This is a genomic window from Peribacillus sp. B65 (genome assembly GCF_058513295.1).
The window spans coordinates 3,943,043-3,968,200 of sequence record NZ_CP195840.1; the positions used below are offsets into that span (position 1 = coordinate 3,943,043).

A 25,158-nucleotide genomic window follows, 5' to 3' on the forward strand; every position below is an offset into this window, starting at 1 on the left:
GACGTTGATTTCCACTTCAGGCACTCGCTTTCCGCGGGCGGTCCGGGAGCCTCCTCGGCGCACTTGCGCCTGTGGGGTCTCCCTTGGACTCGCTATTCCCGCAGGAGTCTCGCACCTTCCGTTCCAAACAACTTTGTTTTAACATTTAGATGAAACCTCTTTTGTCGACAACAGGAATGTGCCATGATACACCTTACATACTGTAGATAAACCCGATAATAATGGAATTTCCTACAGTTTTTTTATGGCTTGTACAAATTTAGACGTTGATTTCCACTTCAGGCACTCGCTTTCCGCGGGTGGTCCGCCCTCGGCGCACTTGCGCCTGTGGGGTCTCCCTTAGACTCGCTCATCCCGCAGGAGTATCGTACCTTCCGTTCCAAACAACTTTGTAATAACTTTAGATAGAACCCTTTTGTATACAAACTGAAATGCCCTGGTATGAAAGGGCATTTTTTTTATTTGTCACGGGAATCCAGCACAATCATTATTTGAAATGGACCATAAGAGCAAGAATGAGGACGATTTGGAGCTGGGTTGATTGTTAAAATGAGGTCAAATAAATTTTAGGAGCATCTATAATGACTAACATTAAGGAATTCAATGAATTACACTTTTCGAAGGACCTGTTGATATTGGGGAATGCCTGGGATCTATTATCGGCCTTGATTCTCGAGAAATCAGGATTCAAGGCGATTGGAACGACAAGCTGGGGAATTGCCAACTCCCTGGGTTATTCTGATGGCGAATTGATTGATTTTGAAAGACATTTAGGTATTATTAAACTAATTGCGGATAATGTGAAAATTCCCGTCACTGCGGACATTGAAGCAGGCTATGGTGAAACCGAAGAAAAGATTGTCGATAATGTGTTAAGGACGGCAGACGTCGGTGTAGCCGGGATCAATATTGAGGATTCATTCAAAAAACAAAAAGGTCTAAGAGATATATCTCAACACTGCAGCCTACTATTAAAAATAAGGGAAGCGTTGGATTATAATGGGTATGAAGGTTTTTACATCAATGCTAGAACAGATACTTATTTTCAAAAAGAAAATCATTTCCAGGAAACGGCAGAGCGGGCAAAAGCGTATGTGGAGAGTGGTGCCAGCGGAATATTCATCCCTGGATTAACGAACCATGATGATATAAAGGAAATCACTTTGAATGTAGGCGCTCCCCTTAATGTATTATCTTTGCCTGGATTGACGAATGGTAAGGAGCTTGAGGAATTAGGCGTAAAACGTCTCAGTTTCGGAAATGCCCTATCCGATAAAGTCTTTGCATTGATAGAACGAGAGACAGCACGAATAGTAGAGTTAAATGACACCTCACATTTATATGGGAACTAAACCTGAAAGGATGCGGAGTATAATGGCTGTTGCTATAAATCTTACTTTTGAAGAAATGTGGGAGAAGATCATTGCTTGCGACCCTAAATATGACGGACTATTCTTTACCGCAGTAAAGACAACTAAAATATATTGCCGCCCTTCCTGCAGGTCAAGGAAGCCGAAAAAAATAAATGTGAAATTCTATCATGACATCGATGTAGTTGAAAAGGCTGGTTTCCGTGCTTGCAAACGATGCCAACCGGAAGTTGATGATTCCCCTCAGTTGGGACTTGTAAGAGATATCATTGCTTTCTTGGTAAATCAGTATAATCAAAAAGTGGAATTAAAGGATATTGCCAATCATGTCGGTGTAAGTTCCTATTATCTGGAGCGGCTGTTCAAAAAGGAAACATTAGAAACTCCCCGTTCGTACTTGGAAAAAATAAGAGTGGATAAAGCTTCATACCTTCTAACAAGCACAAGTCTAACGAACCTTGAGATTTGCCTTGAAGTGGGCTTCCAAAGCCCTTCAAACTTTTATAAAGTATTTCGCCGTTTGAAAAATTGTACTCCAAGTGAATATCGTAACATGAATCTTAAGAATCGAATGTAAGCCACATATACAGAAATGGAGTTCCTTATATGCCTGAATTATATAAACTAGATTATGAATCGCCGATTGGAGTTATCGAGATATCAGGAACGAATGATGCCATTTGTTCCATACTGTTCGCTGAAAGGGATATAAAGATAAATATTATGCAAGAGCAAACGCCCAAGGTTTTGGCGGAGTGCTTTAGTCAGCTTGATGAGTATTTCAAAGGTGAACGCAGGGAATTTACATTTCCTTATATACTTGAAGGGACCATCTTCCAAAAAAACGTGTGGAACGCATTAACAGGAATCCTGTACGCTAACACGGGTTCCTATAAAGACATCGCCGTTTCAATCGGTAATGAAAAAGCCATTAGGGCAGTAGGGAGCGCTAACGGCAGAAATAAGTTAAGCATCGTGATTCCTTGTCATCGAATAATAGGTTCAAATGGGAAATTAACTGGTTATGCGGGTGGCTTATGGAGAAAGGAATGGCTCCTTCAGCATGAAAGGAATTTTAATTGAGGTACTAGGCTCAACTTTATGGGAATCGCCCGGGCCCGGTCAGAGTCAAAACCAGAAATTAGCCTGAGTTTCACTCTCCATTGATGGAGGACACAGTTTTTTATTTAGGAATGGTCTCATCCCGATCCCTCTCATGATTTTAGTGAGGGGTTTTTTTACCACATTTTTCAAACAAAACTTGGTTATCTTTCACGTATTTTTACTGTTTTATAGGATGAAAACTCTCTGGATTGAAGAAATTTGCGACACTCCTGCCGAAAAACTGGCTAGCCGAGACCCCACAGACGCTTGCGTCGAGGAGGCTTGGCAGACAGTCGGCGGAAAGGGAGCGGATTTCTGAAATCAACTGCAACTTGAACAAAAAAACGGGAATTATACTATTGTATAGTTCCCGTTTTTTTCTTGCTTTTAAGAAAGAATCAAATGTGTGTCGGTCTCTTTAAATGAAGAGATGAAATCTTTATGTAAATGATCGTTGGTTATGATGTAATCGATTTTATCCAGTGAAGATATCCCGATGGTCACGTCTTTCCCAAACTTTGTGCTGTCAGCGGCAACATAGACTTCTTGGGATAGATCTATGATTTTTTTTCGTGTGTTCGCTTCTTCTAAATTATAGTCGGATATGCCTTTTTCAACGGTTATGCCGCTCGCACAAATGAATGCTTTTGTAATATTCAATTCACTAAAGTTGAATAAGTAGTCAAATGCAACGATGGATTGTTCATTTCGCCTGACTTTCCCGCCAATGATCAATATCTCGATGTCGCTATGAATGAGCTCATTTACAACGGGGATCGAACTGGTTATCACGGTCAGTTTCTTTTTCTGTTTTATATATTTAGCGATTTGATAGGTTGTTGAACCACTATCGATATAAATGCAATCACCATCGTCGATATACTCACTGCATTTTTGAGCGATGGATTCCTTTTCTTCTAATTGACTGAACATCCGTTCATCTATCGTCGACTCTCCAAACTTCGATTGAACCAGCTTAACGCCGCCATAGATCTTTTCTATTTTTCCTTGCCCTGTAAGAAGGTTTATATCCCTTCTGATGGTTTCGATGGAAACTTGCATTTCTTCAGTAAGCTCGGCAATCTTCATAACTTTTCTAATCGTTAATAACTCGATGATCTTCTTTTGCCTTTCAAGAGGAAGCATAAGTTACACCCGCCTATTCTTCATATCTATCTTCCTGATATTCAGTTTAAGTGTACTGTTTACCGCGAACATATTCAACATATAGATGATAAAAATATCACTAGTTGGTCAAAAGTTAGTATTAAGTTAGTAATAAAGTGTTCAATATTTACAGAGTATTTACAAAAATCTCAAATTCGTTTTACAAATGGCTTTTATACTAAGGGTGTATTAAAGGAGGTGAACGGTTTGCTAAAATTACAAAATATTAGCAAGCAATTCGATGGAAAATCAGTTTTGGATAATATAAATCTTGAAATAAAAACGGGGGAGATCGTTTCACTATTAGGACCAAGTGGAAGCGGCAAAACTACTTTATTACATATAATTTTGGGCTTGACGGGTATCAATCATGGAAAAATCATTTTCAATGATACCGATTTGAGTAACGTGCCCATGAAAGACCGGGGATTTAATATAGTTTTCCAGGATTACGCTCTTTTCCCGCATTTGAATGCCTATGAAAATATCGTTTATGGATTGAGGAACAGGAAGGGATCCGTTTCCAAGGAAGAGCTTCAAGAATACATAGATTTTCTGGAATTAACACCGCATTTAAAAAAAAGGATCAGCGAATTATCCGGGGGTCAGAAACAAAGGGTTTCGATCGCAAGGACTCTTGTAATGAAACCGAAAATCCTATTACTTGATGAGCCGCTGAGTGCTTTGGATGGTGTGATCAAGGAATCGATAAAGGAACGCATCAAATCCATTGCCCGAGAATTTAAGCTCACGACGATCATAGTGACACATGACCCGGAAGAGGCTTTGACGATGTCCGATAAGATTTTGATCATTAATCAAGGGAATATTTCTCAATTTGGATCGCCTCAAGAAATCATCAATCAGCCAGCCAATGATTTTGTGAAGGAATTCATTCTTAAACAACTGGAGATCAAGAGAGAAAATATTTACAACTTATTCGGTGAAAAGTATGCCTGATGTAAAACCGGCAATGAGAGTCATTTATATACCTATCTTACTGCTATTTGCCGCTTTTCTTTTCTTGCCGCTTGGGATATTGTTCGTCCGTTCTTTTGAAACGGCTGATGGAATCAGTCTCTCGAATTATCTAACGGTCCTTTCAAATGCAGAGCTGATGATGTCATTTGGAAACAGCGTGAAAATCTCAGGGCTCACAGCCGTCATTACGACCGTTTTAGCCTTTTTCCTGGCCTATTCCATCCATTGCACCCGATTATATAGGCCGTTAAAAAGTGTAATTAAAACAGGGATCCTTATTCCGATGCTGCTTCCGACGATAACTTTCGGGTTTGCGATCATCTACTCTTTTGGAAATCAAGGAATCATAACGAAGATTTTTGGAAGGAATCTATTCGATATATACGGATTTAATGGATTATTGATAGGTTATGTGATTTATACATTGCCATCAGCTTTTCTGCTCATTAATAATTCCTTCAAGTACATGGATAAAAAGTTCATCATCGTTTCAAAATTAATGGGTGACGGAACGATAAGAAGTTTCATGAATACGATCATACGGCCATTATCGGGAACTTTGGGAGGAGCCTTTGTACTTTCATTCATCTTGAGCTTCACCGATTTTGGGATACCGGCTTCAGTCGGCGGGACCTACTCCGTTGTTGCGACGCAGCTGTATCAAGTCATGCTAGGTTCAATCCCTGATTTCAATAACGGTGCAGTGATTGCCATTCTCATGCTCATTCCGGTAGTATTCAGTGTTTTTCTATTAAACTATCTCGAAAAACTTAATTTTCATTATGACAAGTTCAGCGATATCGAATTGACGAAGCACATAGGAAGGGATATATGTTTTGGGGGTATCTCGCTGCTGGTCTTGATAGGGATGTTTTCTGTATTTGCGGTCATGTTCATTGCACCATTTTTAACTAGTTTCCCTTACGATCTCTCGTTCACCATAAAGCACTTTATCGACACATTCCAATCAAGCGATTTAACGGCAGTTTATAAAAACTCCTTATTCGTTGCCTTGATGACGGCTGTAATGGGAACGTTCATCGCCTTTAGCTCTGCGGTTTTGAATGTCCGGACGCCCCTTAAGGGGAAATCGTCAATGGATGTCATTTCGATGCTGACGAATACAGTACCGGGAATGGTGTTGGGCTTATCGTATTTGCTGCTGTTCAACGGCAGCAGCTGGAAGGGAACCTTTGCCATCATCATTCTATGTAACATTGTCCACTTCTTTACAACACCCTATTTAATGGCGAAGAACTCTTTATCCAAAATGAACCCTGGTTGGGAAACCACCGGGAATCTATTGGGGGATAGCTGGATCAGGACAATCTATCGTGTCATTCTGCCAAATTCGGCATCTACGGTGATCGAGATGTTCAGCTACTATTTCATCAATAGTATGGTGACGATCAGCGGAATCATCTTTTTGGTCACGGCCCAAACCACATTAGTGGCCAGTAAAATTAAAGAGCTTCAGCATTTTGCGAAATTCAATGAAATATTCATCCTGTCTTTACTTATCTTTTTTACAAATCTAGTCGTGAAGCTGCTTTGTGATCATTATCAAAAAAGACAATTCAAACATTAATGAGGGGGATATTATGTCTAAAACATTGAAGATAGCCTTACTTTCTTTAGTTGCTTTAAGTTTGGTATTTGTATTGGTCGGCCGTAACAGCGGCAAAGCGGATGAGGAAAAGGTGGTCATTTATACGAATGGAGATGAAGAAGCCACTGCAGCAATGGAGACTTCCCTGAAAGATGCCGGATATGAAGGGAAATACGTCCTTCAATCATTAGGCACATCTGAATTAGGAGGGAAACTGCTCGCAGAAGGCGCTGAAATCGAGGCCGATGTCGTGACGATGAGTTCCTATTTCATTGAAAGTGCCCAAGATCAGCACTCCATGTTCAAGGACCTGTCATTCAGTGCAAAAGCTTTGGAAAAAAATCCAGCCTATTACACGCCGATTTTGGCAAATACCGGTTCCATTTTTGTAAATACGGAAGTGCTTAAACAAAAAGGCCTGCCGATGCCTACCTCGATTAAGGATTTGACAAAGCCGGAATATAAAGGGTTCGTTTCAATTCCTAATATCCTGGACTCTTCAACAGGGTGGCTTTTAGTTCAAGCAATAATCAGTCAATACGGTGACGCAGAGGGGAAAAAGGTTCTCCATGACTTAATAGCTAATAGCGGTCCGCATCTTGAAAGCTCAGGTTCAGGTCCAATCAATAAAGTTCAAGCAGGGGAAGTGGCTGCCGGTTTTGGTTTACGCTACCAAGCCGTGATGGCTAAAGAGTCGGGCTTACCGATCAAGTTCGTCGATCCGGTTGAGGGGAATTTCTCCTACACGGAATCTGTGGCTGTCGTGAATAAAGATAATGAAGGTAGAACAAGTTTAGCAATGAAAATGGCAGAAACAATCAGTAAAGATGCTAGAGAAGAATTGCTGAAACATTACCCGGTCGCACTTTATGAAGGTGAAAAGGTAACGGAAAAGAACAAACCGGCCCATCCTAAGAAATACAAGCAGCCCCTAACGGTTGAATTATTAAAACAGCATCAAGAGTTCTTTAAATCGGCACAATGATAAATACAGTGAGGAGTGAAGTAAAATGAATACCTATAAACTATTAACGCCTGGACCGCTGACCACTACAAGTACGGTGAAACAGGAAATGCTTGTTGACCGCTGTACGTGGGAAAATGATTATAAAGAAATTACACAAAAAATCAGATCTCAGCTTCTTGAATTGGCGTATGCTGCAAACGGAGAATATACGGCTGTACTTATGCAGGGAAGCGGCTCGTTTGTTGTAGAATCTGTGCTGACGACTGCACTTTCAAAATCCGATAAAGTGCTGATCATAACGAATGGTGCATATGGGAAACGGATTGTGAAAATGGCGGAGTGCATCGGGCTGAATCATGTGGAGTATGGCGTTGAGTACAATGAGTTTCCAAATGAAGCTGAAATCCGAAACATTTTACTGGATGATCGTGACATCACACATATAGCAATGGTTCATTGTGAAACGACGACAGGGATTTTAAATCCGATAGAAATGGTTTCGAAGATATCACAGGAACAAGGAAAAATCTTGATCATTGATGCGATGAGCAGCTTTGGCGGAGTTGACATGAATGTGCCTGAACTCGGAATTGATTATTTGATCAGCAGTGCAAATAAATGCATTCAAGGAATCCCCGGTTTTGGTTTTGTCATCGTAAAGCTTGAGAAATTATTGGCTTGTGAAGGCAATGCCCGCAGTTTGTCCTTGGATTTATATGATCAGTGGAAAGAGATGGACAAGGATGGGAAATGGCGTTTCACTTCTCCAACACATGTAGTGGCCGCGTTTGCTAAAGCGTTGGAAGAATTAACGGAAGAAGGCGGCATCCCAGCTAGATTCTCCCGCTATAAAAATAATAATGACAGGCTGAGGGAGCTGATGGGAAAATTGGGCATTCATGCATATATCTCACCTGATAAACAATCGCCTATCATTACAACTTTCCTTTTTCCAACTGAAGCCTTTGATTTTGAGGACTTCTATAATTTTATCAAAGAGAGGGGATACGTAATATACCCTGGAAAGCTTACTGACATAGATACATTCCGAATTGGCAATATTGGCGAAATCCATGAAGAAGATATCGAGGAACTTGGCAGGATCGTAGAAAAATATATGAAAGTGGTGACAGTATGAATAAGGTAGAAGGAATCATTTTGGATTGGGCAGGAACAGCTGTGGATTTTGGATGTTTTGCACCAGTGAATGTTTTTGTGGATATCTTTAAGAATGCTGGACTGGACGTGACGATGGAGGAAGCCAGAGCTCCGATGGGCATGCTGAAAATCGACCATATTCGTGCGATGCTGACCATGCCAAGGATATCTTCGTTATGGGAGGAACAATACGGAAGGCCATTCAATGAGGAAGACGTTGAAAAACTATATGCTGAATTCGAACCGGCATTGATGATGTCATTGGCGGATTATACAGATCCCATTCCGGGGGTTATCGAGACGGTGGAAGCATTAAGGAATCGGGGCTTGAAGATTGGGTCGACAACGGGATATACGGATACAATGATGGAGGTCGTCGTAGCAAATGCTTTGCAAAAAGGGTATCGGCCGGATTTCCATGTAACCCCGGATCAAACCGATTCGATTGGAAGGCCTTATCCTTACATGATATATAGGAATATGGAAAAATTGAAGTTAGCGGCTTCATGGAAAGTAGTGAAGGTGGGCGATACCATTTCCGATATGCAAGAGGCAGTGAATGCTGGAGTATGGTCGGTCGGAATCATTGTCGGAAGCTCCGAGATGGGATTGAGTTTGGATGAGTATACGAGTTTACCAGAACGAGATAAACAAAACCTCATCTCTAAAACGGCAGACACATTTATGCAAAACGGCGCAGACTTCACCATCAAAACGATGGAGGAACTGCCTGAACTCATAGATACCATCAACCTTCTAATAGCGGATGGGAAAAGACCTCGTTCAAACTAACATTCAGTGCGAAGAAAGTGCAGCATATCCTTCATTCTCGATTGGGAATGAGATATGTCTGCACTTTTTCACTTTTGGACTGATTGTTATCTCTATATTCTTTATTTCTTTTTACAAGGTGGAAGACTTACGACATCAATCTTTTCGTTAGATAACCATTCGATAGATAATCCAGTAATGAACTGTAGGTCTCATACCGACAATAGTTTATGTCTAAACCGTTTTTCATCTTTTTTATAAACAGCGTGACTTTATTTTAAATCTACACTATAATTTTCTTCGATTTTTAATACTGGTGGCTGTTTTTTAAGTCCTTTTGTCAATACAAGTAAATAAATGAAGCCTATTATTAACCAACTTACTCCAAGTACTTTTGAGTGCGCATCAAGATTCACAAGAAGTAAAATATCAAGGGCAGCTCCAATAATAGGAACAAATAAATATAAGACAGTTCCTTTAACCGAACGTTCTCTATTTCTAATATAATAATGAGCAATTACGGAAATATTAACACAAGTGTACGCAAGAAACGCCCCGAAATTAATAAATGATGCTACAAGATCTAAACTTAAAAATAAAGCAAGCAAAGAGACAAAACTAATGATCAGTATATTATTTACGGGTGTTCTATATCTCGGATGCAGGCTGCCAAAGAACTTTTTAGGAAACTGTCCATCTCGCCCCATCGTATAGAGGACTCGTGATGCACTTGCCTGGGACGACATGGCACTACCCAATACAGCTAATGCATAAAGCGCAAGATATACTGAGTACATCGCCTTTCCACCAACAAGTTTAATAATTTCGTAGGCAGCCGAATCAGGATTATTAAATGTGTTATACTCTGGCCATACAAGATACGAGAAATATGAAACACTTGTAAAGATTAAACCACCACCAAGAGTAATTAAAATAACAGCTCGGGGAATTGTTTTCTTAGGGTTCACTGTCTCTTCCGCAAACGCTGTAACTGATTCAAACCCAAGGAAACAAAAGCATAATAAAGCTGCTCCAGCTATTGTATAAGAAAAGGGTTCTTTCGAATTATAGAATGGCTCAAGAGATAAAAGAGTTGCCGTGCTTTCTCCCATAAAAATTTCCTTAATGGAAAAACCTATAAAGATAACGATAAAAAGAAAAGCAAAAATCGTTATGAATGCGTTTACATTTGTGGCAATCTTCAATCCTTTAATATTAATAAAAGTGACGAGAATCAGCATACCTAAAATCCAAATGTAACTTGGAATTGTAGGAAAGGCTGCTGAGAAAAAAATACCAAATACTAAATAATTCACCATGGGCATAAATAAATAATCCATTAAGATCACCCATCCGACAAGAAATCCAACAGAGGGATTGAGCGATTTTTGCGTATAAACATATGCAGAACCTGAAGATGGAAACGCAATTGCCATTTTCCCATAACTGTAAGCAGTAAACATCATTACCACTAGAGCAACTATCATTGCTCCCGGAACCGTACCGTGGGAAATATTGGCCGCAATACCATACGTAGTAAAAGCTGTGGTTAACCCCATAAATGAAAAACCAAACAATACAACTGGAATGAGTGTCAGTGTTCTATCCGTTTTACTTAAATTCGACATGTAAAATACTCTCCTCTTTTACCTGATTTAACTTTTTACAAGAAATAGGATCAATATTATTACATCTTTTTTAATGCGTGGTTTTCTAGAAATCATAAAAAAGTCAGAAAGATGCTAGGGAGCCTACTTTGAATTATCCATGAATTTGTTGTCTTGTTTCCCCATTCCTCGTAAGGAATTCCGTCTGCAGAATAACAAAGATAATTCCTGCAAAAATCTTCTCGCCGGCATCTTTACTGACTCCTGGAATTTCTTTAGTAGCGACTTGTTCAATAACGTGTACACTGATTTCTAATCAATCGAAATGAAACGTAGGATATGAGATGACTCTAAGAACGCTTTATTATTTTGACAATAGTAACTCCGTTTTTATATCTGTATAAGGCATGTCATGATTGATCCCAACTTCGTGATGAACAATTTCACCGTTCAAAGTGCTGATACAATTTCTTACTATTACATCATTTTCTACAACCTCTTTCAAACCATTATTCGCAATGTTCATAATATATGGGCCGGTTGTCATCAGCATCATGTTTGTCGAGGTTTGTGGACATAGAGCCGGCATATTCGGGACACAGTAATGTAGGACTTCTTGTTCGTAGTAAACTGGATCCTCTAAAGTCGTATAACGTGAGGTTTCAATTATACCCGTTCCTGCAATATCAATAATAATAGAATTAGGTTTCATCTTACTGACCATCTCTCGTGTAATGAGAGGCTCGGTTACCCCTGGCATCGGATAAATTGTATTAATTAAAACATCACTTTGAATAAGTTCTTCAAACATCATATCTTTATCCCAACCCAAAATGTCCACCTGTGGCAACTGGTTGTTCAAATAATCAATGCGTTTCATTGATGCTTCCATGATTGTTACATTCAATCCAAGACCCACAGCAACTTGCGCAGTATTGAGTCCAGCATTGCCACCACCAAGTATGAGTACAGTGCTCGACGGTAAACCGGCCAGTTTCCGGAGAAGTATACCTTTTCCGCCATAACCATATTGAGCATATTTGACTGCTTCAAGCATTGCTAATGTTCCGGCAATTTCACTCATTGGTTTAATGGTAGGTCTTGTCCCGTCAGGTAAAACGATTAATTCCATTGATAATGAAATGGCTTTTTTATCTAGTAATGCCTGTGTCATTTCATGATTTACATCTTCCGCCAAATGAAACCATGCCATTATCATTTGATCTTCTTTAAGAAGGCCGTATTCATAGGGTTGAAGTTCCTTCACTTTAACAACAAATTCTGCCTTCTCATAAATTTCGTCAATCGTGTTTACTATTTTTGCTCCAGCCAAAACATATTTCTCGTCACAAAAACCACTAGCTTCTCCTGCCATGCTTTGTATTAGTACTTCATGACCGTAAGCTGTTAATTTTTTTACCCATGTTGGATTTAATCCCACTCTAGTCTCTGCAGTTTTTAATTCTTTAGGAACTCCTACTATCATTGTTCATTCTCCTTTTTAATTGCATTTAATTTATTGAACATTCTAAAATCTTACAGGGAAATGATAACCCTTTCATTAGACACGGGGTTAAATTTATATTAGTTTTTTTTTAACCAAGCACTTTTGGCCATTTTGTACTTTTATGAATATAGCATTGGTGAAAAGTGATGATTTTTCCATTGTTTATCGAATGTTTTGGTCGTTTAAAGTTTCAGTACTCCACCGTTCATGCACACATATAACTGATGAATAATGGTGAGAATTATGATAGATTATCAGGTTGATTAAGGTTTTCAACAAAGCACGTAAAAGAACTTACTTATAGACATTGGTCGTATTACTTGGGGTTAAACAGAGATAGGGTACCATATTTTATGGGCTTAGACTTTCTAGTATAGTTATAATAAGATGATACAGCTAACCATTATTAAATGAGGAGGTACATATGCTTACAGTACAAGATGTTCTTAAGCGCTCACTCTTTTCAAAGACGGAGGTAGTTGCGGGGGCAAATGGGTTGCACCGTCAAGTCAAATGGACACATGTCCTTGAAATTCCGTTTTTTGATGATACCATCTTTCAGGGAGGGGAACTGATACTCTCCACCGGATTTGGGTTTGAATGGAGAGACTCCTCTAATACTTCATTTTTGTTAAATCTTATCGAACGCAAGGCCTCATGTTTATGTATAGAACTTGGACACCACTTCGACAAGGTCCCTAAAGAAATGATCGAGATGGCAAATGAGTATAACTTTCCGATTATTATTTTCAAAGAATTCATAAATTTCGTCGAAATAGCACAGGATCTACATTCGTTTATCATTAATTCTCATCATGAGAAGTTGGTTACACTAGATTCTATTTCCAGAAAGTTCCATTCTTTGTCACTCACTACTCATGGGTTATCAAATATTTTAAAGTTGTTGCAACAGAAGACAGAAGCACCAATAATCTATCTTCCTATAGAAGGAACACCTTTTTCGATTCCAGGATTGAAAAATGAATTTATGGAAAAGCTACTTCACACGATTTATGAAGATAAAGAACACTGGCATGACCGAATTACAAATGATTCGCCCGTTGAATGGAAGGCATTGAACCATACTATTCTTCTCCAACCGATCGGAGCAATGGATCAAATCTGGGCGTACCTTGTTATGGTTTTAGATCGTGAATTGGATGAATTTGATTTCCTAATCCTTGATCGTGCTTCTCTAGCAATCTCACAAGACTTATTGCGCAAACATTATTTGGATGAAAAACGATTACGTTTAGAATCTACATGGCTAAATGATTTACTTAATAGACGCATCAATAATGAGGAACAGGCAAGGGGATTTATTTCTTTAAAATCGAAGCGCGCTTCTATACATTATCGAATTGCAATCATTGATATCGAAGATGTTTTTCATCCGTCTTCATTAAGTTTATCGGATGAAGAAAATGAATCCGCTATTTATCATTATTCTTTAAAAATTCGGTCTGGGTTCGCAAAATATTCTTTTACACCCTATATCACATCTGTAAGAAATCAGATTATTGTATTAGCTATTGATCTTGGAACTGCCGATTCCTCTAAGGCACGCTTCTTGAAAGTGATCAATGCGTTGCTATATGTTAAAGAAGGTGAATCTAGCCAAATCCGTATAGGCGTTGGGCGACAATACCAGTTACTTTTGGATGCTCATACTGGTTATCGAGAAGCGCAGTTAGCTTTAAATTATCGTATGTTTTCGACAAGTGCCTTTTACGAAGACCTTGGCATCTTTCGATTGATACAATTAATTCAGCATGATCAAGATACAGCACATTTTATTGAAGACTATCTCTCTCCTTTAATATCCTATGATAAGGAATATGGAACGGAATTGCTTCTGACATTAGCAAAATACTTTGAGCTTGATCGCTCAAAGAAGCTTACTGCTCAAAAATTACATGTTGTAAGACAAACACTCTATCATCGGCTGGAAAAGATAAAAAAGATTCTTGATCTTGATTTTGATATGCCGGAGAACAGATTAAACGTTGAAATGGCTTTGAAAGCATATCAACTTATACAGCAAGTGGAAGTACCTACGAAGTAGTTATCAATCGCCAACCACGGGGCGATGTTAAGACCGAGGATAAAAATAATTTAGCAATAATATTCATTGACGTCCCATACCCTTATTCCATTTTTAACCTAATTTTACATTCTAATTGTAATACTCCACTTATCATTCATACGTACTTAATGAATGGTAAGTTTTTAGTGATTGGAATAAAAAAACTCTGTTGATTTTTAAAATGAACAGAGTTTTTTAATAAATCCATATTGTAAAAAGTGAGAAAAGAGTGTACGATTAAATGAGAATGATAATCAATCACATTTGATTACCGGGGAGTGGACGTAAATGGAACAGCAAGATTTATTTGATGTAACGGTTATTGGGGGAGGGCCAGCAGGTCTTTACTCCACTTTTTATAGCGGACTTAGAGAAATGAAAGTTAAACTGATTGAATACCAGCCACGGCTAGGCGGGAAAATTCATGTCTATCCAGAGAAAATGATTTGGGATGTAGGAGGGCTGACACCCACTACTGGGGAAAAATTAATTGAGCAGTTAGTGGAGCAAGGTTTAACATTCAATCCAACAGTCGTCTTGAATGAAAAAGTGGAATCAATCATACGTAATGAAGAAGGTATCTTCATTTTACATACCGCTTCAGGGCAAATGCACTTTTCCAAAACGATCATTGTCGCGGTTGGCGGCGGAATTCTGAATCCGCAAAAGTTGGAAATAGACGGGGCTGAAAGGTTTGAAGTCTCCAATTTAAACTATACTGTTAAGTCTTTCAATCGATTCAAGGATAAGACGGTGATCATTTCAGGCGGCGGGAATTCTGCAATAGACTGGGCAAATGAATTGGAGCCCATCGCCAAAAAGGTGTATCTGACATACAGGAAAGATAGTTTAGCAGGTCATGAATCACAAGCAAGGCAATTGATGGAAAGCTCTGCTGTTTGTTTCTTGAATACGACGATTACAAAACTGATCGCCTGCGCTGATCATGAATCAATTGAACATGTTGAACTGACGAATCACGCAACGGGAGAGGTTTCTTACTTGCCGATCGATGAAGTCATCATCAATCATGGTTATGAGCGTGATACATCTCTGCTTCGAAATAGTAAAGTGGATATTGCCATAGCCGACAATTATTATATTGAAGGTACTCCTTCAAGTGAATCCTCGATGGATGGAATATACGCTGCCGGTGATATCTTAAGTCATGAAGGTAAATTGAACCTGATAGCAGGCACTTTTCAAGATGCTGCAAATGCCGTAAACAAGGCAAAGCAATATATCCAGCCTGACGCTCACGGAGTGGGAATGGTTTCTTCCCATAATGAAATCTTTAAAAAGCGCAACAGGGAATTGATCAAAGAAATGATGAAACCGGCTGGGGTACTTTAAAGGGAACGGAAAAAGCTCCAGGGCCTCATGGGCCCTGGAGCTTTTAGCGGTTTATAGAGATTCTTTAATGACCTTCTTGTAATGAAATACGGATAGGATTCCGAAGATCGAATACAATGCCGTGTATAATGCCATAACGATGATCATCGGTGTCCAAACTTCGGTCCCGAATAAGAACCATCCTGATTGGACTGCGAAATAACTGTGAAGCAGACCGACGACCAAAGGAATGCCGAAATTGAAAACTTGTTTTGCTTGGATTCCCCTTAGTAAGTCACCACGCGTGAATCCCAGTTTTCTTAAGATAGTATAATTGGATTTTTCACCTTCACTTTCATCCATTTGTTTGAAATATAGGATACAGCCGGATGTGATGAGGAAGGTTAACCCTAAGAAGCCGACGATGAACATGATAAGCCCCATGTTCTTCTTCTGGGTGTTGAACATTTCAAATTGGGAATCATTCACATGTTCTTCTTTAAAACTCATTTTATTGAATAGATCATTCGCTTTTTCAAGTTCAGCTTCATCCTTCACATCAATGCCGATATTAACGGATGATACTTTTTGGATTTTCGGGTCGACATCCTTTTTCAAACGGTCGAATATCGTTTGGTTTACAATGGCAACGGGCAGTCCGCCATTCGTGAAGTAATAGGACAGGAAGGTATCATCATTCAAGCCCATATATGTTTGCGGAATCACTTCATTTTTGCCCTTCAGTTCAATCTTTCCGGAATCCTTCAAGGACATGACCTTCTCCATCATATTACTGTATCCGCTGAAAAGGGTCTCATCTTCAGCGAGGTTGATTCCTTTAACGGATTCATCACTGATGACGGGAACGGTCATGATGTCGGGATCAAAGTTCACTCCTTCGAGGCTAGTCTCCATAATTTCCTTTACATTGACATCCACTTGAATGACATCGATCACCTTTTCGTCATAATCAATTTTACTGTCGGATAAAGCTTTTTTGAATGTATTCGCATCTCCCTTATCCGTCATCGAAAAATCGGTGGGGATACTGCTTTGTGCCATTTTCTCCGCTGAGTAGTAGGAGATATAGCTTAATGATAATAACCCGATCGCCAAAGCGGAAACGGTCGTGATGATCGTCAATAATATCGCATTCGATTTCATCCGGAACATGATGGATGAAAGGGACAATACTTCATTAATGTTCAAATAGCCATTTTTCTTTTTACGGATGATATTAAAGATGAAGCTTACGGATCCTTTATAGAACAGATAGGTACCGATGATGACGGTTGCCAAAATGAATATCATGGCCATAAAAAGCTCGGTCATCTCTGTAAAAGCTCCATCGAATAATTTGGATGAAACGACATAGCCAGCAATGATCAGGATGATCCCGAATATCCCGAGGATCATTTCGAACATCGAAACCTTTTTCACTTTTCCTTCCGTCATTGAAGTCACTCTAAATAATGATAGAATGGTTTGCCTTTTAATGAAGGTATAATTCATCAACATGATTAAAAGATAGATGGCGCTAAAAACGAGCAAGGTTTGCACTAGCGGCTGAAAAGAAAATTTAAGAGTCGCGATCGCCTGGATACCCATTATTTTAAATAGTATCATGATGATCAATTTTGAAGCGGCAAACCCTACAAAGATTCCGAGGAATACGGAACAGAAATACAGGATCAGGTTTTCCACACTAAGGATACGGAATATCCTGTTCTTCGTCATGCCTATCAATTGGAATAAGCCAATTTCTTTACTGCGTCTTTTTATGAAAATGCTATTGGCATATAAAAGGAATATGGAAACAATCGCAACAAGCAGGATTGATGCAGCCTTGATGGAGGCGGCCCCTTTCACCGTACCCTCCGCTTCATCCAGCGATGGGTCATATTGCAAGGTGACAAAAGCAAAGTAAAGGGAAGCGCTGAAGACCAGGGCAAACACATACAGATAATAGTTCTTCAGATTTTTCTTCAGATTTCGCAAGATGAGTTGATTAATGCTCATTTTGAACCCCTCCCAATACACCTTGTGTTTTCATGATGTCCTTGAAGAAGGTTTGTCTGGATTCTTCACCTTTATTCAATTGTGTATATATTTGACCATCTTTAATGAAAATGACTCGGCTGCAATAACTGGCCGCCACTGGATCATGGGTTACCATGATGATGGTCGCTTTGCGCTTTTTATTCATTTCGCTCAGTTTGTTCAGTAAATCGGAAGCTGATTTTGAATCAAGCGCCCCAGTCGGTTCATCGGCAAATATGATGCTTGGATCATGGATGAAAGCCCGTGCTGCAGACGTACGCTGTTTTTGACCACCGGAAATTTCATTTGGGTATTTATCCTTCACTTCATATATGCCCAGTTCCTTCGCCACGCTATCAAACTTTTGTGCCGCTTCATTAGCGGGCGTTTTTGTAATGGATAAGGGCAAAAGGATATTTTCTTTGACAGTCAGTGTGTCCAATAGGTTATATTCCTGGAAGATGAAGCCTAGATGGTTTTTCCGGAATTCGGCCAAATTCTTTTCTTTCATCCCTGAAATCTCTTTTCCATCGATCGTAATGGTGCCGTTGCTGATTTTATCGATCGAGGAAAGGACATTCAGCAAAGTCGTTTTTCCTGAACCGGAAGCACCCATGATACTTACGAATTCACCTTCTTGTATGCTTATATCGAGACCCTTTAATACTTCTTGTTTATTGAATTTATTACCATAGCTTTTATGGATTTTTTTCGCTTCTAATATATTCATTTGGATACACTCCTTTTTTTCTATATCCTCATTATAAAAGGCCATGTATTTCTTTTCCTTCGTTTGGACGAACAAAGAATAAAAGCATGTGACACTTTTGTCACATGCTTGTGATATTCACGAAATCATTTCTTTTTGGGAAGGTCAAGGTAACGGTCGTCCCGGTTCCAAGCTCTGATTTAACATCAATGGAGATGAATAGGGACTCGGCCGCATTCTTGGTTAAATACAACCCCATGCCGGTTGCCGCATTGTCATGATGGTTTGTCGTGGAGGTAAATCCTTTATCAAATATGCGGAATAAATCCTTTGGGTCAATGCCCCGTCCGGAATCCTGGACTTCAAGAACCGTTTGTCCGGCTTGTTCATGGCAATATATCGTGATATCTGAGTTTTCACTGTATTTAATGGAGTTGGTCAAGAGCTGTCTCATGATGAAGGCCAGCCATTTGGCATCAGTAAGCACTTCGGTTACATCCAATTGTATGTCGAAGCCGATCCCTTTTTGAATGCACCATGATTGCAGCGTTTTAATCTCATCAAAGATTATTGTTTCCAAATCGGTTTTCTCTATATACAAATCATTTTCGATGAAAGGCATGCGCCTTTGATGGAGCTGCTGATCAAGAAGAAGGTGAATGCGCAGCCACTCATAAGTCAAATGCGATTTCAGCAATTCATCATCCAAGCGGTCAATCATTAAATGCATTGCTGTCAATGGTGTCTTCACTTCATGAATCCAAGATAATAATTCATCCTTCTCCTGCTCTAAAGTCATTCGGCCAATTGCTGCGGATTGCTTCAATACTTCGGTTTGGTTAATGATGCTGTTTTCTATGATTTTTTCGAAAGGGCTCTCTGGTTCGGCTATATTCGTTATATCCAGGTTGTCTTCCCGCGCTTCTAGACTTTTATAAAAGGAAGTTTCTTTTTTATAGCGGAAAATCAAAAAGATACTGAACATGAGCAATGATAAAAAGGCAATATACAGTATTGGCTTTAACGGAATAGCCGAATCAAGATAAGCGACAAAGATAATGAATAGATGAAGAATTATGTAGAATGTGATCCAGCTGAACCTTTCCATGAGATATTTTCTGATCATGCATTTGCCTCTTCTACGGCGATATAGCCCTGTCCGACCTTCGTTTCGATAAAATGCCCTAAACCCAGTTCATCCAACCTCTTTCGTAAACGGTTCACATTCACTGTAAGGGTGTTATCGCTTATGAAACGTTTGTCATCCCATAAGCTGTTGATTAACTCTTCGCGGCTTACGATCTTATTTTTCTGTTCAATGAGCTTTTTCAAGATGAAAATTTCATTTTTCGTCAATTCGATTGTACCAGTCTCGGCCGATACCGTGTTCTTCTCATAATCCACAGTTGCGCCGCACCAGGTTTTCAATTCGATTTTTTCGGTATTGTAATTATATACCCGGCGGAGGGTGGCCTGTATTTTTGCGATGAGTACATCGAAATGAAAAGGCTTCTGGATAAAATCATCAGCTCCAAGCTGCATGGACATCACCATGTCGGTCGGATGATCGCGTGATGATAAAAAGATGATGGGAACATTGGAATGGGCCCGGATCATTCTGCACCAATGAAATCCATCAAACTTCGGCAACTGTATATCAATGATGACCAAATCAGGTTTTATGTCCGTGAATTCCTGAACCACTTTACTAAAATCGCCAATTCCGTAAATATCATAAGACCATTGCGCCAATCTATCTTTAATTTCATTGAATAACGTCGTATCATCCTCTATCAATAGAAGTTTAAACAATGGATTCACCGCACTTTCCAGCTTTTTCTTAAAAGTATATAGTAAAACCTTTATAGGTTCTAGAGGAAGGGGGGGGACAGGAGCAGTATAGCCTACTGGTTGTATGTAAACCATTATTATATTAAAATTGGGAATAACGAATGGAGGAAGTGAAATTATGTCTGATTTTCCTAATTGCCCTGCATGTGATTCAGAATATACATACGAAGACGGAAGTCTTTTTGTTTGCCCGGAATGCGCTCATGAGTGGACGGTGGAAGCGGAAACGGAAAATGGTGATCAAAAGAAGGTTATCAAAGATGCTAATGGAAATGCCTTGAACGATGGTGATACCGTTACGGTAATCAAGGATCTTAAAGTGAAAGGGAGCTCATCCGTTTTAAAAATGGGCACTAAAGTCAAAAGCATCCGTCTAGTTGATGGTGATCATGATATTGATTGCAAGATTGATGGTTTTGGTGCAATGAAATTAAAATCCCAATTTGTTAAAAAGGTATAATTAAAAAAACGGCCTAATCCATTGATTAGGCCGTTTTTACGTTACTTCTTAATAAACTTTGTCACCGTTAAAGATTGAATTCTTAACGACCACATAATCCACATTCCTGATGGCTTCCAACTTGGTACCACCTGCATATGAAATGGATGACTGAAGATCTTGTTCCATTTCCTTCAACGTATCTTCCAAAGATCCTTTGTGCTCGACAAACATCTTTTTGCCTTCAACGTTTTTCTTTTCACCTTTTTGGAATTCAGATGCTGAACCAAAGTATTCTTTAAAGGCCTTTCCATCTTTCTCGATCGTTTGACCTGGAGATTCTTCATGTCCAGCAAATAGTGAACCGATCATGACCATCGAAGCTCCAAATCTAACCGATTTGGCAATATCACCGTTCGTGCGAATGCCGCCGTCTGCAATGATTGGCTTGCTTGCCGCTTTTGCACACCAGCGAAGTGCAGCTAATTGCCAGCCGCCCGTGCCAAATCCAGTCTTGATTTTAGTGATGCATACTTTACCTGGTCCAATGCCCACCTTTGTAGCATCTGCACCGGCATGTTCCAATTCACGTACCGCTTCAGGAGTTCCTACATTTCCTGCAATGACAAAACTTTCAGGTAAATGTTTTTTAATATGCTGTATCATCTTTATCACGGCATTGGAATGTCCGTGTGCAATATCTATCGTAATGTATTCAGGCACAATGTTGTCACTCGATAACTGTTCGATGAAACCGTATTCTTCTTCTTTAACGCCGACGCTGATGGAAGCGATCAATTCTCGTGAATGCATGTCTTTAATGAAAGTCACTCGTTTTTCTGGCTCAAAACGATGCATTACATAAAAGTAACCGTTTTCAGCCAAGTACATGGCAATCTTTTCATCAATGATCGTTTGCATATTGGCAGGTACTACAGGTAACTTGAATGTATGCTTACCCAAAGTAACGGATGTATCACACTCAGAACGGCTATTTACTACACATTTTGCAGGAATTAATTGAATATCTTCATAATCAAACACGTTTTCCATGTTATGCACCTCTATATACGAATATTTTTATATTTATTTATTAAAATTGTTCGCCCAATAGGTAATGTACATCATTTTTGACAGTAAGTCAAAATTTTTAATGGTTTTATTTTGATTTTATTTCAGCTTGATGGAAAATCCGTAACTGGATAGGAAGCGAAATATACAATGAAAATGATTTCCACTCCAGGCACTCGCTTTCCGCGGGCGGGCGGGAGCCTCCTCGGCGCGCGCCTGCGGGGTCTCCCTTGCCGCGCTTTCCCCGCAGGAGTCTCGCGCCTTACGTTCCAATCAACTTTGTTTTATTTAGATAGAACCTTTTTGTTCACAAACTAGATAATAATTATTTGCCGACAGCTTTTTTGTAGGTTTGTAAAATGGGAACGTTGATTTCCTCTCCAGGCACTCGCTTTCCGCGGGCGGTCCGGGAGCCTTCCCGGCGCCTTGCGCCTGTGGGGTCTCCCCTGGACTCGCTTTTCCCGCAGGAGTCTCGTACCTTCCGTTCCAATCAACTTTGTGTTTTAAAAGAAAAAACTGCTGGCTCGTCTTATTCCGAATCCTATTTAAGACTAGTTTATCCTTCATGTTTTTTTTCCTGTAATCCTTAATGGATGGAAGAAATTTGCGACACTCCTGCCGAATAACTGGCTAGCCGAGACCCCGGAGACGTTTAAGTCGAGGAGGCTTGGCAGACAGTCGGTGGAAAGGGAGCGGGTTTCTGAAATCAACTAGAACATTTTTATTTATCTACAGCCTGAAATACTTAAGTATTTTCACCAATTTGTATGACTTTTACACCTTTACGTTTTTTTACATCATCTTAACGTTGACCGACATGGCACTAAGTTAAAATGATAATGGGTAACGAAAAAGAATGGGGGGATTGGCGTGAAGGTTGAATTACATTGTCATACGAACATTTCAGATGGTTCCAGTTCTTTTGAAGAACTATTGGAGGTTGCAAAAAGGGAGAGCATTGGTCATTTAGCCATTACGAATCACGATACAACGATAAGGTTGCAAGAGATGGTGGAACGGGGAAAGGAAATAGGAATTGAAATCATCCCTGGTATAGAAGTGTCTGGTTATGACTTTGCAAGAGGCAGGCGTGTACATATTCTGGGCTATTTTGTTGAGCCTGGTCATAAGGCACTTGAGGAGCTTTGTAATCCATTGATTGAAAAAAGGAATGCAGCTTCTGAAAAAATGGTGGAACGACTAATTCATGCAGGCTATCGAATAACTTGGGATCAGGTTTCTAAATTCAGGGGAGGAACCGGAGTTTATAAACAGCATATTATGCTAGCGCTACGGGAATCGGGGTATACGGATTCCATCTATGGTGATTTGTATAAGAAAATCTTCAGTCGCGGCCAAAATGGAGAAGTGCCAGGCATTGCCTTTATTCCTATGGAGTATGTGGATGCCATTCTGTCTGTAAAGGCGATTCGAGCTGCCGGAGGCGTCCCGGTCCTTGCTCACCCTGGACAATACGGGAGCTTTGAAATTATTCCTGAGCTTGTAGAAGCAGGGCTTGAAGGGATTGAAGTTCTTCACCCGCATCATGGGCATGCAGAAGAGGAAAGAGCGATTTCATATGCAGATCAATATAATCTCATTAAGACAGGGGGTTCGGATTTTCATGGGGATTATGGGGAGAAGCCGATTCGTCTTGGCAGTATGAGCCCAGGAAAGGAATGTGTGGCTGCTTTGAAATTAAGGAAAAAAAGCATGGCCATTAATGATGTGATATTGAAAAATATCGATCTATGAAACCAGGAATTTTGCTGTGAGAGCGGCATGCTTACATGCTGGACTAGGAATTTGAAAGACTGAACATGCAGGGGATTGTATGGAAAAAGATTGATAAAATAAGTGATTCCTTTTGTTCTGGTAATTGACCAGGACTTTTTTTTTACAAGAAAATCATGATAGCTTCATATTTTCTCATTACACTGACAGTAACAAGGAAATTATATGTAAAGGGGGATTTTTGTTGGCGGAAAAAAACTTTTTAGTGGATCATTTGATATCTGAAATTAAGAGTGGGACCTTTCAATTTGATAAAAAGTTACCTTCAGAGCATATACTCGCCGATCAATTTAATGTACCAAGAATGGTTGTCAGGAAAGCATATGAGCAGCTTCAAGATTTAGGCTTTATCTATTCGAAGCAAGGTAAGGGAAGTTATGTCCAGGAAACCAAGAAACAAATTCCGTTAATTCTATCCGGAGATGTTAGTTTCACCGAGAAAATGAAAGAATTTCAGTTTTCCTTTCAAACGAGTACTATTTTTTGCGAAGAAATTTCTTATGATCAGAAGATCTTTCAAAGCCTCGGGGTGGAAAGTGATGACAAGGTCTTTAAAATTGGCAGGCTTAGGTTAATGGACGATTTCCCGATTGCTCTTCATACATCTTTTGTAGCAAAATCAACATTTCCTGAAATAGAAAAGGACGGTCCGGATATAACCTCCATGTTTCAATATTATCGGCAGCGTGGCTTTGTAGAATTCGGATCCAGCAGCAGCACGTTGAATGTGATTTTTCCTACTTTATTCGAACGGGATATTTTGCAGTGTTCAAGTTTAATTCCACTTTTGCAAGTGGAATCAGTATGCCAGGATAAGCGAAGTAATCAAGTCCTTGAGCACACGGTCATAATCTATCGGAGCGATTGTTTCACATATGTTATATAAAAACTTCCATTCCAGATATCGGTCGAATTCACTAGTAAATGCCCTGAATTCACGAGTAAAAGTAAGAAACTCACGAGTAAATGTCCCGAATTCACGAGTAAAAGTACGGAACTCACGAGTAAATGCTCCGAATTCACGAGTGAAGCACGAAATTTGAATAATGTAGGTCCGGCTTTAACAAATTCCATACAAGATTTACTCTTTCTTAACGTACGTTCACTTGGCAACAAGATACATTGAAGATGTTAGCTTGAAACTAAAACATTGGAGGCCAATGGAATGAGAAGAAGGGAAAGAACCGAGATTTTGATACAAGGCTCTGAGGACATTGCAAAGGAATTTGCCAAGGAAATAGCAATGAAATATAAAGTTACCGTCATTCAAAAGCCAGAAAGTGCCCTCGTGTTGCTAAAGACAAGGGAAACGGCAAAAAAGAGCTTGTTTTATCTAGGGGAAATGCTGGTGACAGAATGCACGGTCCAAATCCAGGATTCAATCGGGATTGGTATCGTTAAGGGACATCGGGAAGAGCTGGCACAAAGTTTAGCGATCATTGATGCTGCTTATCAGGCTGATCTTGGAGAAACAAGATTATGGTCACATGCTTTAGAAAATGAGAAGAAGAATATACAGAAAAATCTTCAAGAGCTGAATCGATCAATCTTAAGAACCAAAGTTAATTTTGAAACAATGGATGTTCAATAAGAGG

The 25,158-nt window shown here is 39.6% G+C and carries 22 protein-coding genes; 14 read left to right on the top strand and 8 right to left on the bottom strand.

Going from position 1 to position 25,158, the window contains the following annotated elements; genetic code table 11:
* Positions 1 to 581 precede the first annotated feature (581 nt).
* The 3 genes from ACSR9O_RS19205 to ACSR9O_RS19215 are packed head-to-tail and all read left to right on the top strand — an operon-like array spanning position 582 to position 2,453.
* Entirely contained in the window at positions 582 to 1,352 is a 771-nt protein-coding gene (locus tag ACSR9O_RS19205; RefSeq protein ID WP_491724923.1) for an isocitrate lyase/PEP mutase family protein, read from the top strand.
* A 22-nt stretch (positions 1,353 to 1,374) separates the two neighbouring features.
* Positions 1,375 to 1,947 carry a bifunctional transcriptional activator/DNA repair enzyme AdaA gene (locus ACSR9O_RS19210; protein ID WP_101223032.1) on the top strand — a complete coding sequence of 191 codons (573 nt, stop codon included), beginning with the start codon at positions 1,375 to 1,377 and terminating at the stop codon, positions 1,945 to 1,947.
* A gap of 29 nt (positions 1,948 to 1,976) precedes the next feature.
* Positions 1,977 to 2,453: a methylated-DNA--[protein]-cysteine S-methyltransferase gene (locus ACSR9O_RS19215; RefSeq protein WP_101223031.1), complete on the top strand. Its 477-nt coding sequence runs from the start codon at positions 1,977 to 1,979 to the stop codon at positions 2,451 to 2,453.
* Positions 2,454 to 2,861: 408 nt separating this feature from the next.
* Here ACSR9O_RS19215 and ACSR9O_RS19220 read toward each other — a convergent pair whose 3' ends face one another.
* Entirely contained in the window at positions 2,862 to 3,620 is a 759-nt protein-coding gene (locus ACSR9O_RS19220) for a DeoR/GlpR family DNA-binding transcription regulator (RefSeq protein WP_491724924.1), read from the bottom strand.
* 228 nt (positions 3,621 to 3,848) lie between these two features.
* Here ACSR9O_RS19220 and ACSR9O_RS19225 point away from each other — a divergent pair, with 228 nt between their 5' ends.
* The 5 genes from ACSR9O_RS19225 to phnX are packed head-to-tail and all read left to right on the top strand — an operon-like array spanning position 3,849 to position 9,148.
* Entirely contained in the window at positions 3,849 to 4,601 is a 753-nt protein-coding gene (locus ACSR9O_RS19225; RefSeq protein WP_101223028.1) for an ABC transporter ATP-binding protein, read from the top strand.
* Positions 4,594 to 6,210, top strand: coding sequence for an ABC transporter permease subunit (locus ACSR9O_RS19230; RefSeq protein ID WP_101223027.1), 1,617 nt, complete (start codon positions 4,594 to 4,596; stop codon positions 6,208 to 6,210). Before ACSR9O_RS19225 ends, ACSR9O_RS19230 begins: the two co-directional genes overlap by 8 nt.
* A gap of 13 nt (positions 6,211 to 6,223) precedes the next feature.
* Positions 6,224 to 7,216 (top strand): extracellular solute-binding protein, encoded by a 993-nt coding sequence (locus ACSR9O_RS19235; RefSeq protein ID WP_230176696.1) that lies wholly within the window; start codon positions 6,224 to 6,226, stop codon positions 7,214 to 7,216.
* 25 nt (positions 7,217 to 7,241) lie between these two features.
* Positions 7,242 to 8,336: a 2-aminoethylphosphonate--pyruvate transaminase gene (gene phnW, locus ACSR9O_RS19240; protein WP_101223025.1), complete on the top strand. Its 1,095-nt coding sequence runs from the start codon at positions 7,242 to 7,244 to the stop codon at positions 8,334 to 8,336.
* A complete protein-coding gene (gene phnX / locus ACSR9O_RS19245; protein ID WP_230176698.1) occupies positions 8,333 to 9,148 on the top strand; it encodes a phosphonoacetaldehyde hydrolase in 816 nt (271 codons plus the stop codon). The genes phnW and phnX overlap by 4 nt, the downstream gene beginning before the upstream one ends.
* 251 nt (positions 9,149 to 9,399) lie before the next feature.
* On the opposite strand, the gene ACSR9O_RS19250 is transcribed toward phnX, so the two are convergent.
* Both ACSR9O_RS19250 and ACSR9O_RS19255 read right to left on the bottom strand, forming a co-directional pair.
* Positions 9,400 to 10,755: an APC family permease gene (locus ACSR9O_RS19250; protein ID WP_101223023.1), complete on the bottom strand. Its 1,356-nt coding sequence runs from the start codon at positions 10,753 to 10,755 to the stop codon at positions 9,400 to 9,402.
* 343 nt (positions 10,756 to 11,098) lie between these two features.
* Positions 11,099 to 12,220, bottom strand: coding sequence for an alanine dehydrogenase (locus tag ACSR9O_RS19255; RefSeq protein ID WP_491724925.1), 1,122 nt, complete (start codon positions 12,218 to 12,220; stop codon positions 11,099 to 11,101).
* Positions 12,221 to 12,665: 445 nt separating this feature from the next.
* Between ACSR9O_RS19255 and ACSR9O_RS19260 the strand changes: the two genes are divergently transcribed.
* Both ACSR9O_RS19260 and ACSR9O_RS19265 read left to right on the top strand, forming a co-directional pair.
* The gene (locus ACSR9O_RS19260) at positions 12,666 to 14,306 is read left to right on the top strand and encodes a PucR family transcriptional regulator (RefSeq protein WP_491724926.1); all 1,641 of its coding nucleotides are present in this window, start codon (positions 12,666 to 12,668) and stop codon (positions 14,304 to 14,306) included.
* A 309-nt stretch (positions 14,307 to 14,615) separates the two neighbouring features.
* Positions 14,616 to 15,680 carry an NAD(P)/FAD-dependent oxidoreductase gene (locus tag ACSR9O_RS19265; protein WP_260358373.1) on the top strand — a complete coding sequence of 355 codons (1,065 nt, stop codon included), beginning with the start codon at positions 14,616 to 14,618 and terminating at the stop codon, positions 15,678 to 15,680.
* A 51-nt stretch (positions 15,681 to 15,731) separates the two neighbouring features.
* Here ACSR9O_RS19265 and ACSR9O_RS19270 read toward each other — a convergent pair whose 3' ends face one another.
* The 4 genes from ACSR9O_RS19270 to ACSR9O_RS19285 form a co-directional block, all read right to left on the bottom strand.
* Entirely contained in the window at positions 15,732 to 17,678 is a 1,947-nt protein-coding gene (locus tag ACSR9O_RS19270) for an FtsX-like permease family protein (protein ID WP_491724927.1), read from the bottom strand.
* Complete coding sequence (locus ACSR9O_RS19275) at positions 17,668 to 18,429, bottom strand: ABC transporter ATP-binding protein (protein ID WP_101223495.1); 762 nt, start codon at positions 18,427 to 18,429, stop codon at positions 17,668 to 17,670. Before ACSR9O_RS19275 ends, ACSR9O_RS19270 begins: the two co-directional genes overlap by 11 nt.
* Positions 18,430 to 18,529: 100 nt before the next feature.
* Positions 18,530 to 19,534: a sensor histidine kinase gene (locus ACSR9O_RS19280; protein WP_491724928.1), complete on the bottom strand. Its 1,005-nt coding sequence runs from the start codon at positions 19,532 to 19,534 to the stop codon at positions 18,530 to 18,532.
* Positions 19,531 to 20,220, bottom strand: coding sequence for a response regulator transcription factor (locus ACSR9O_RS19285; RefSeq protein WP_054400643.1), 690 nt, complete (start codon positions 20,218 to 20,220; stop codon positions 19,531 to 19,533). Before ACSR9O_RS19285 ends, ACSR9O_RS19280 begins: the two co-directional genes overlap by 4 nt.
* A gap of 157 nt (positions 20,221 to 20,377) precedes the next feature.
* Here ACSR9O_RS19285 and ACSR9O_RS19290 point away from each other — a divergent pair, with 157 nt between their 5' ends.
* Entirely contained in the window at positions 20,378 to 20,719 is a 342-nt protein-coding gene (locus tag ACSR9O_RS19290) for a zinc ribbon domain-containing protein YjdM (protein ID WP_101223017.1), read from the top strand.
* A 48-nt stretch (positions 20,720 to 20,767) separates the two neighbouring features.
* Here ACSR9O_RS19290 and guaC read toward each other — a convergent pair whose 3' ends face one another.
* The gene (gene guaC / locus ACSR9O_RS19295) at positions 20,768 to 21,751 is read right to left on the bottom strand and encodes a GMP reductase (protein WP_491724929.1); all 984 of its coding nucleotides are present in this window, start codon (positions 21,749 to 21,751) and stop codon (positions 20,768 to 20,770) included.
* A gap of 888 nt (positions 21,752 to 22,639) precedes the next feature.
* Between guaC and ACSR9O_RS19300 the strand changes: the two genes are divergently transcribed.
* The 3 genes from ACSR9O_RS19300 to phnG all read left to right on the top strand — a co-directional run bounded on the left by ACSR9O_RS19300 (position 22,640) and on the right by phnG (position 25,154).
* Positions 22,640 to 23,524 carry a PHP domain-containing protein gene (locus ACSR9O_RS19300; protein ID WP_491724930.1) on the top strand — a complete coding sequence of 295 codons (885 nt, stop codon included), beginning with the start codon at positions 22,640 to 22,642 and terminating at the stop codon, positions 23,522 to 23,524.
* A 223-nt stretch (positions 23,525 to 23,747) separates the two neighbouring features.
* Positions 23,748 to 24,449: a GntR family transcriptional regulator gene (locus ACSR9O_RS19305; RefSeq protein WP_491724931.1), complete on the top strand. Its 702-nt coding sequence runs from the start codon at positions 23,748 to 23,750 to the stop codon at positions 24,447 to 24,449.
* A 279-nt stretch (positions 24,450 to 24,728) separates the two neighbouring features.
* A complete protein-coding gene (gene phnG / locus ACSR9O_RS19310; protein WP_230176707.1) occupies positions 24,729 to 25,154 on the top strand; it encodes a phosphonate C-P lyase system protein PhnG in 426 nt (141 codons plus the stop codon).
* The last annotated feature ends 4 nt before the right edge of the window (positions 25,155 to 25,158 follow it).

Excerpts from the sequence above, each read along its gene's own strand:
- ACSR9O_RS19265 (WP_260358373.1), top strand. The coding sequence starts at position 14,616 with ATGGAACAGCAAGATTTATTTGATGTAACGGTTATTGGGGGAGGGCCA.
- ACSR9O_RS19250 (WP_101223023.1), bottom strand. The coding sequence starts at position 10,755 with ATGTCGAATTTAAGTAAAACGGATAGAACACTGACACTCATTCCAGTT.
- ACSR9O_RS19235 (WP_230176696.1), top strand. The coding sequence starts at position 6,224 with ATGTCTAAAACATTGAAGATAGCCTTACTTTCTTTAGTTGCTTTAAGT.
- guaC (WP_491724929.1), bottom strand. The coding sequence starts at position 21,751 with ATGGAAAACGTGTTTGATTATGAAGATATTCAATTAATTCCTGCAAAA.
- ACSR9O_RS19230 (WP_101223027.1), top strand. The coding sequence starts at position 4,594 with ATGCCTGATGTAAAACCGGCAATGAGAGTCATTTATATACCTATCTTA.
- ACSR9O_RS19220 (WP_491724924.1), bottom strand. The coding sequence starts at position 3,620 with ATGCTTCCTCTTGAAAGGCAAAAGAAGATCATCGAGTTATTAACGATT.
- ACSR9O_RS19275 (WP_101223495.1), bottom strand. The coding sequence starts at position 18,429 with ATGAATATATTAGAAGCGAAAAAAATCCATAAAAGCTATGGTAATAAA.
- ACSR9O_RS19260 (WP_491724926.1), top strand. The coding sequence starts at position 12,666 with ATGCTTACAGTACAAGATGTTCTTAAGCGCTCACTCTTTTCAAAGACG.
- ACSR9O_RS19270 (WP_491724927.1), bottom strand. The coding sequence starts at position 17,678 with ATGAGCATTAATCAACTCATCTTGCGAAATCTGAAGAAAAATCTGAAG.
- ACSR9O_RS19255 (WP_491724925.1), bottom strand. The coding sequence starts at position 12,220 with ATGATAGTAGGAGTTCCTAAAGAATTAAAAACTGCAGAGACTAGAGTG.
- ACSR9O_RS19280 (WP_491724928.1), bottom strand. The coding sequence starts at position 19,534 with ATGATCAGAAAATATCTCATGGAAAGGTTCAGCTGGATCACATTCTAC.
- phnG (WP_230176707.1), top strand. The coding sequence starts at position 24,729 with ATGAGAAGAAGGGAAAGAACCGAGATTTTGATACAAGGCTCTGAGGAC.
- phnW (WP_101223025.1), top strand. The coding sequence starts at position 7,242 with ATGAATACCTATAAACTATTAACGCCTGGACCGCTGACCACTACAAGT.
- ACSR9O_RS19210 (WP_101223032.1), top strand. The coding sequence starts at position 1,375 with ATGGCTGTTGCTATAAATCTTACTTTTGAAGAAATGTGGGAGAAGATC.
- ACSR9O_RS19215 (WP_101223031.1), top strand. The coding sequence starts at position 1,977 with ATGCCTGAATTATATAAACTAGATTATGAATCGCCGATTGGAGTTATC.
- ACSR9O_RS19205 (WP_491724923.1), top strand. The coding sequence starts at position 582 with ATGACTAACATTAAGGAATTCAATGAATTACACTTTTCGAAGGACCTG.
- phnX (WP_230176698.1), top strand. The coding sequence starts at position 8,333 with ATGAATAAGGTAGAAGGAATCATTTTGGATTGGGCAGGAACAGCTGTG.
- ACSR9O_RS19290 (WP_101223017.1), top strand. The coding sequence starts at position 20,378 with ATGTCTGATTTTCCTAATTGCCCTGCATGTGATTCAGAATATACATAC.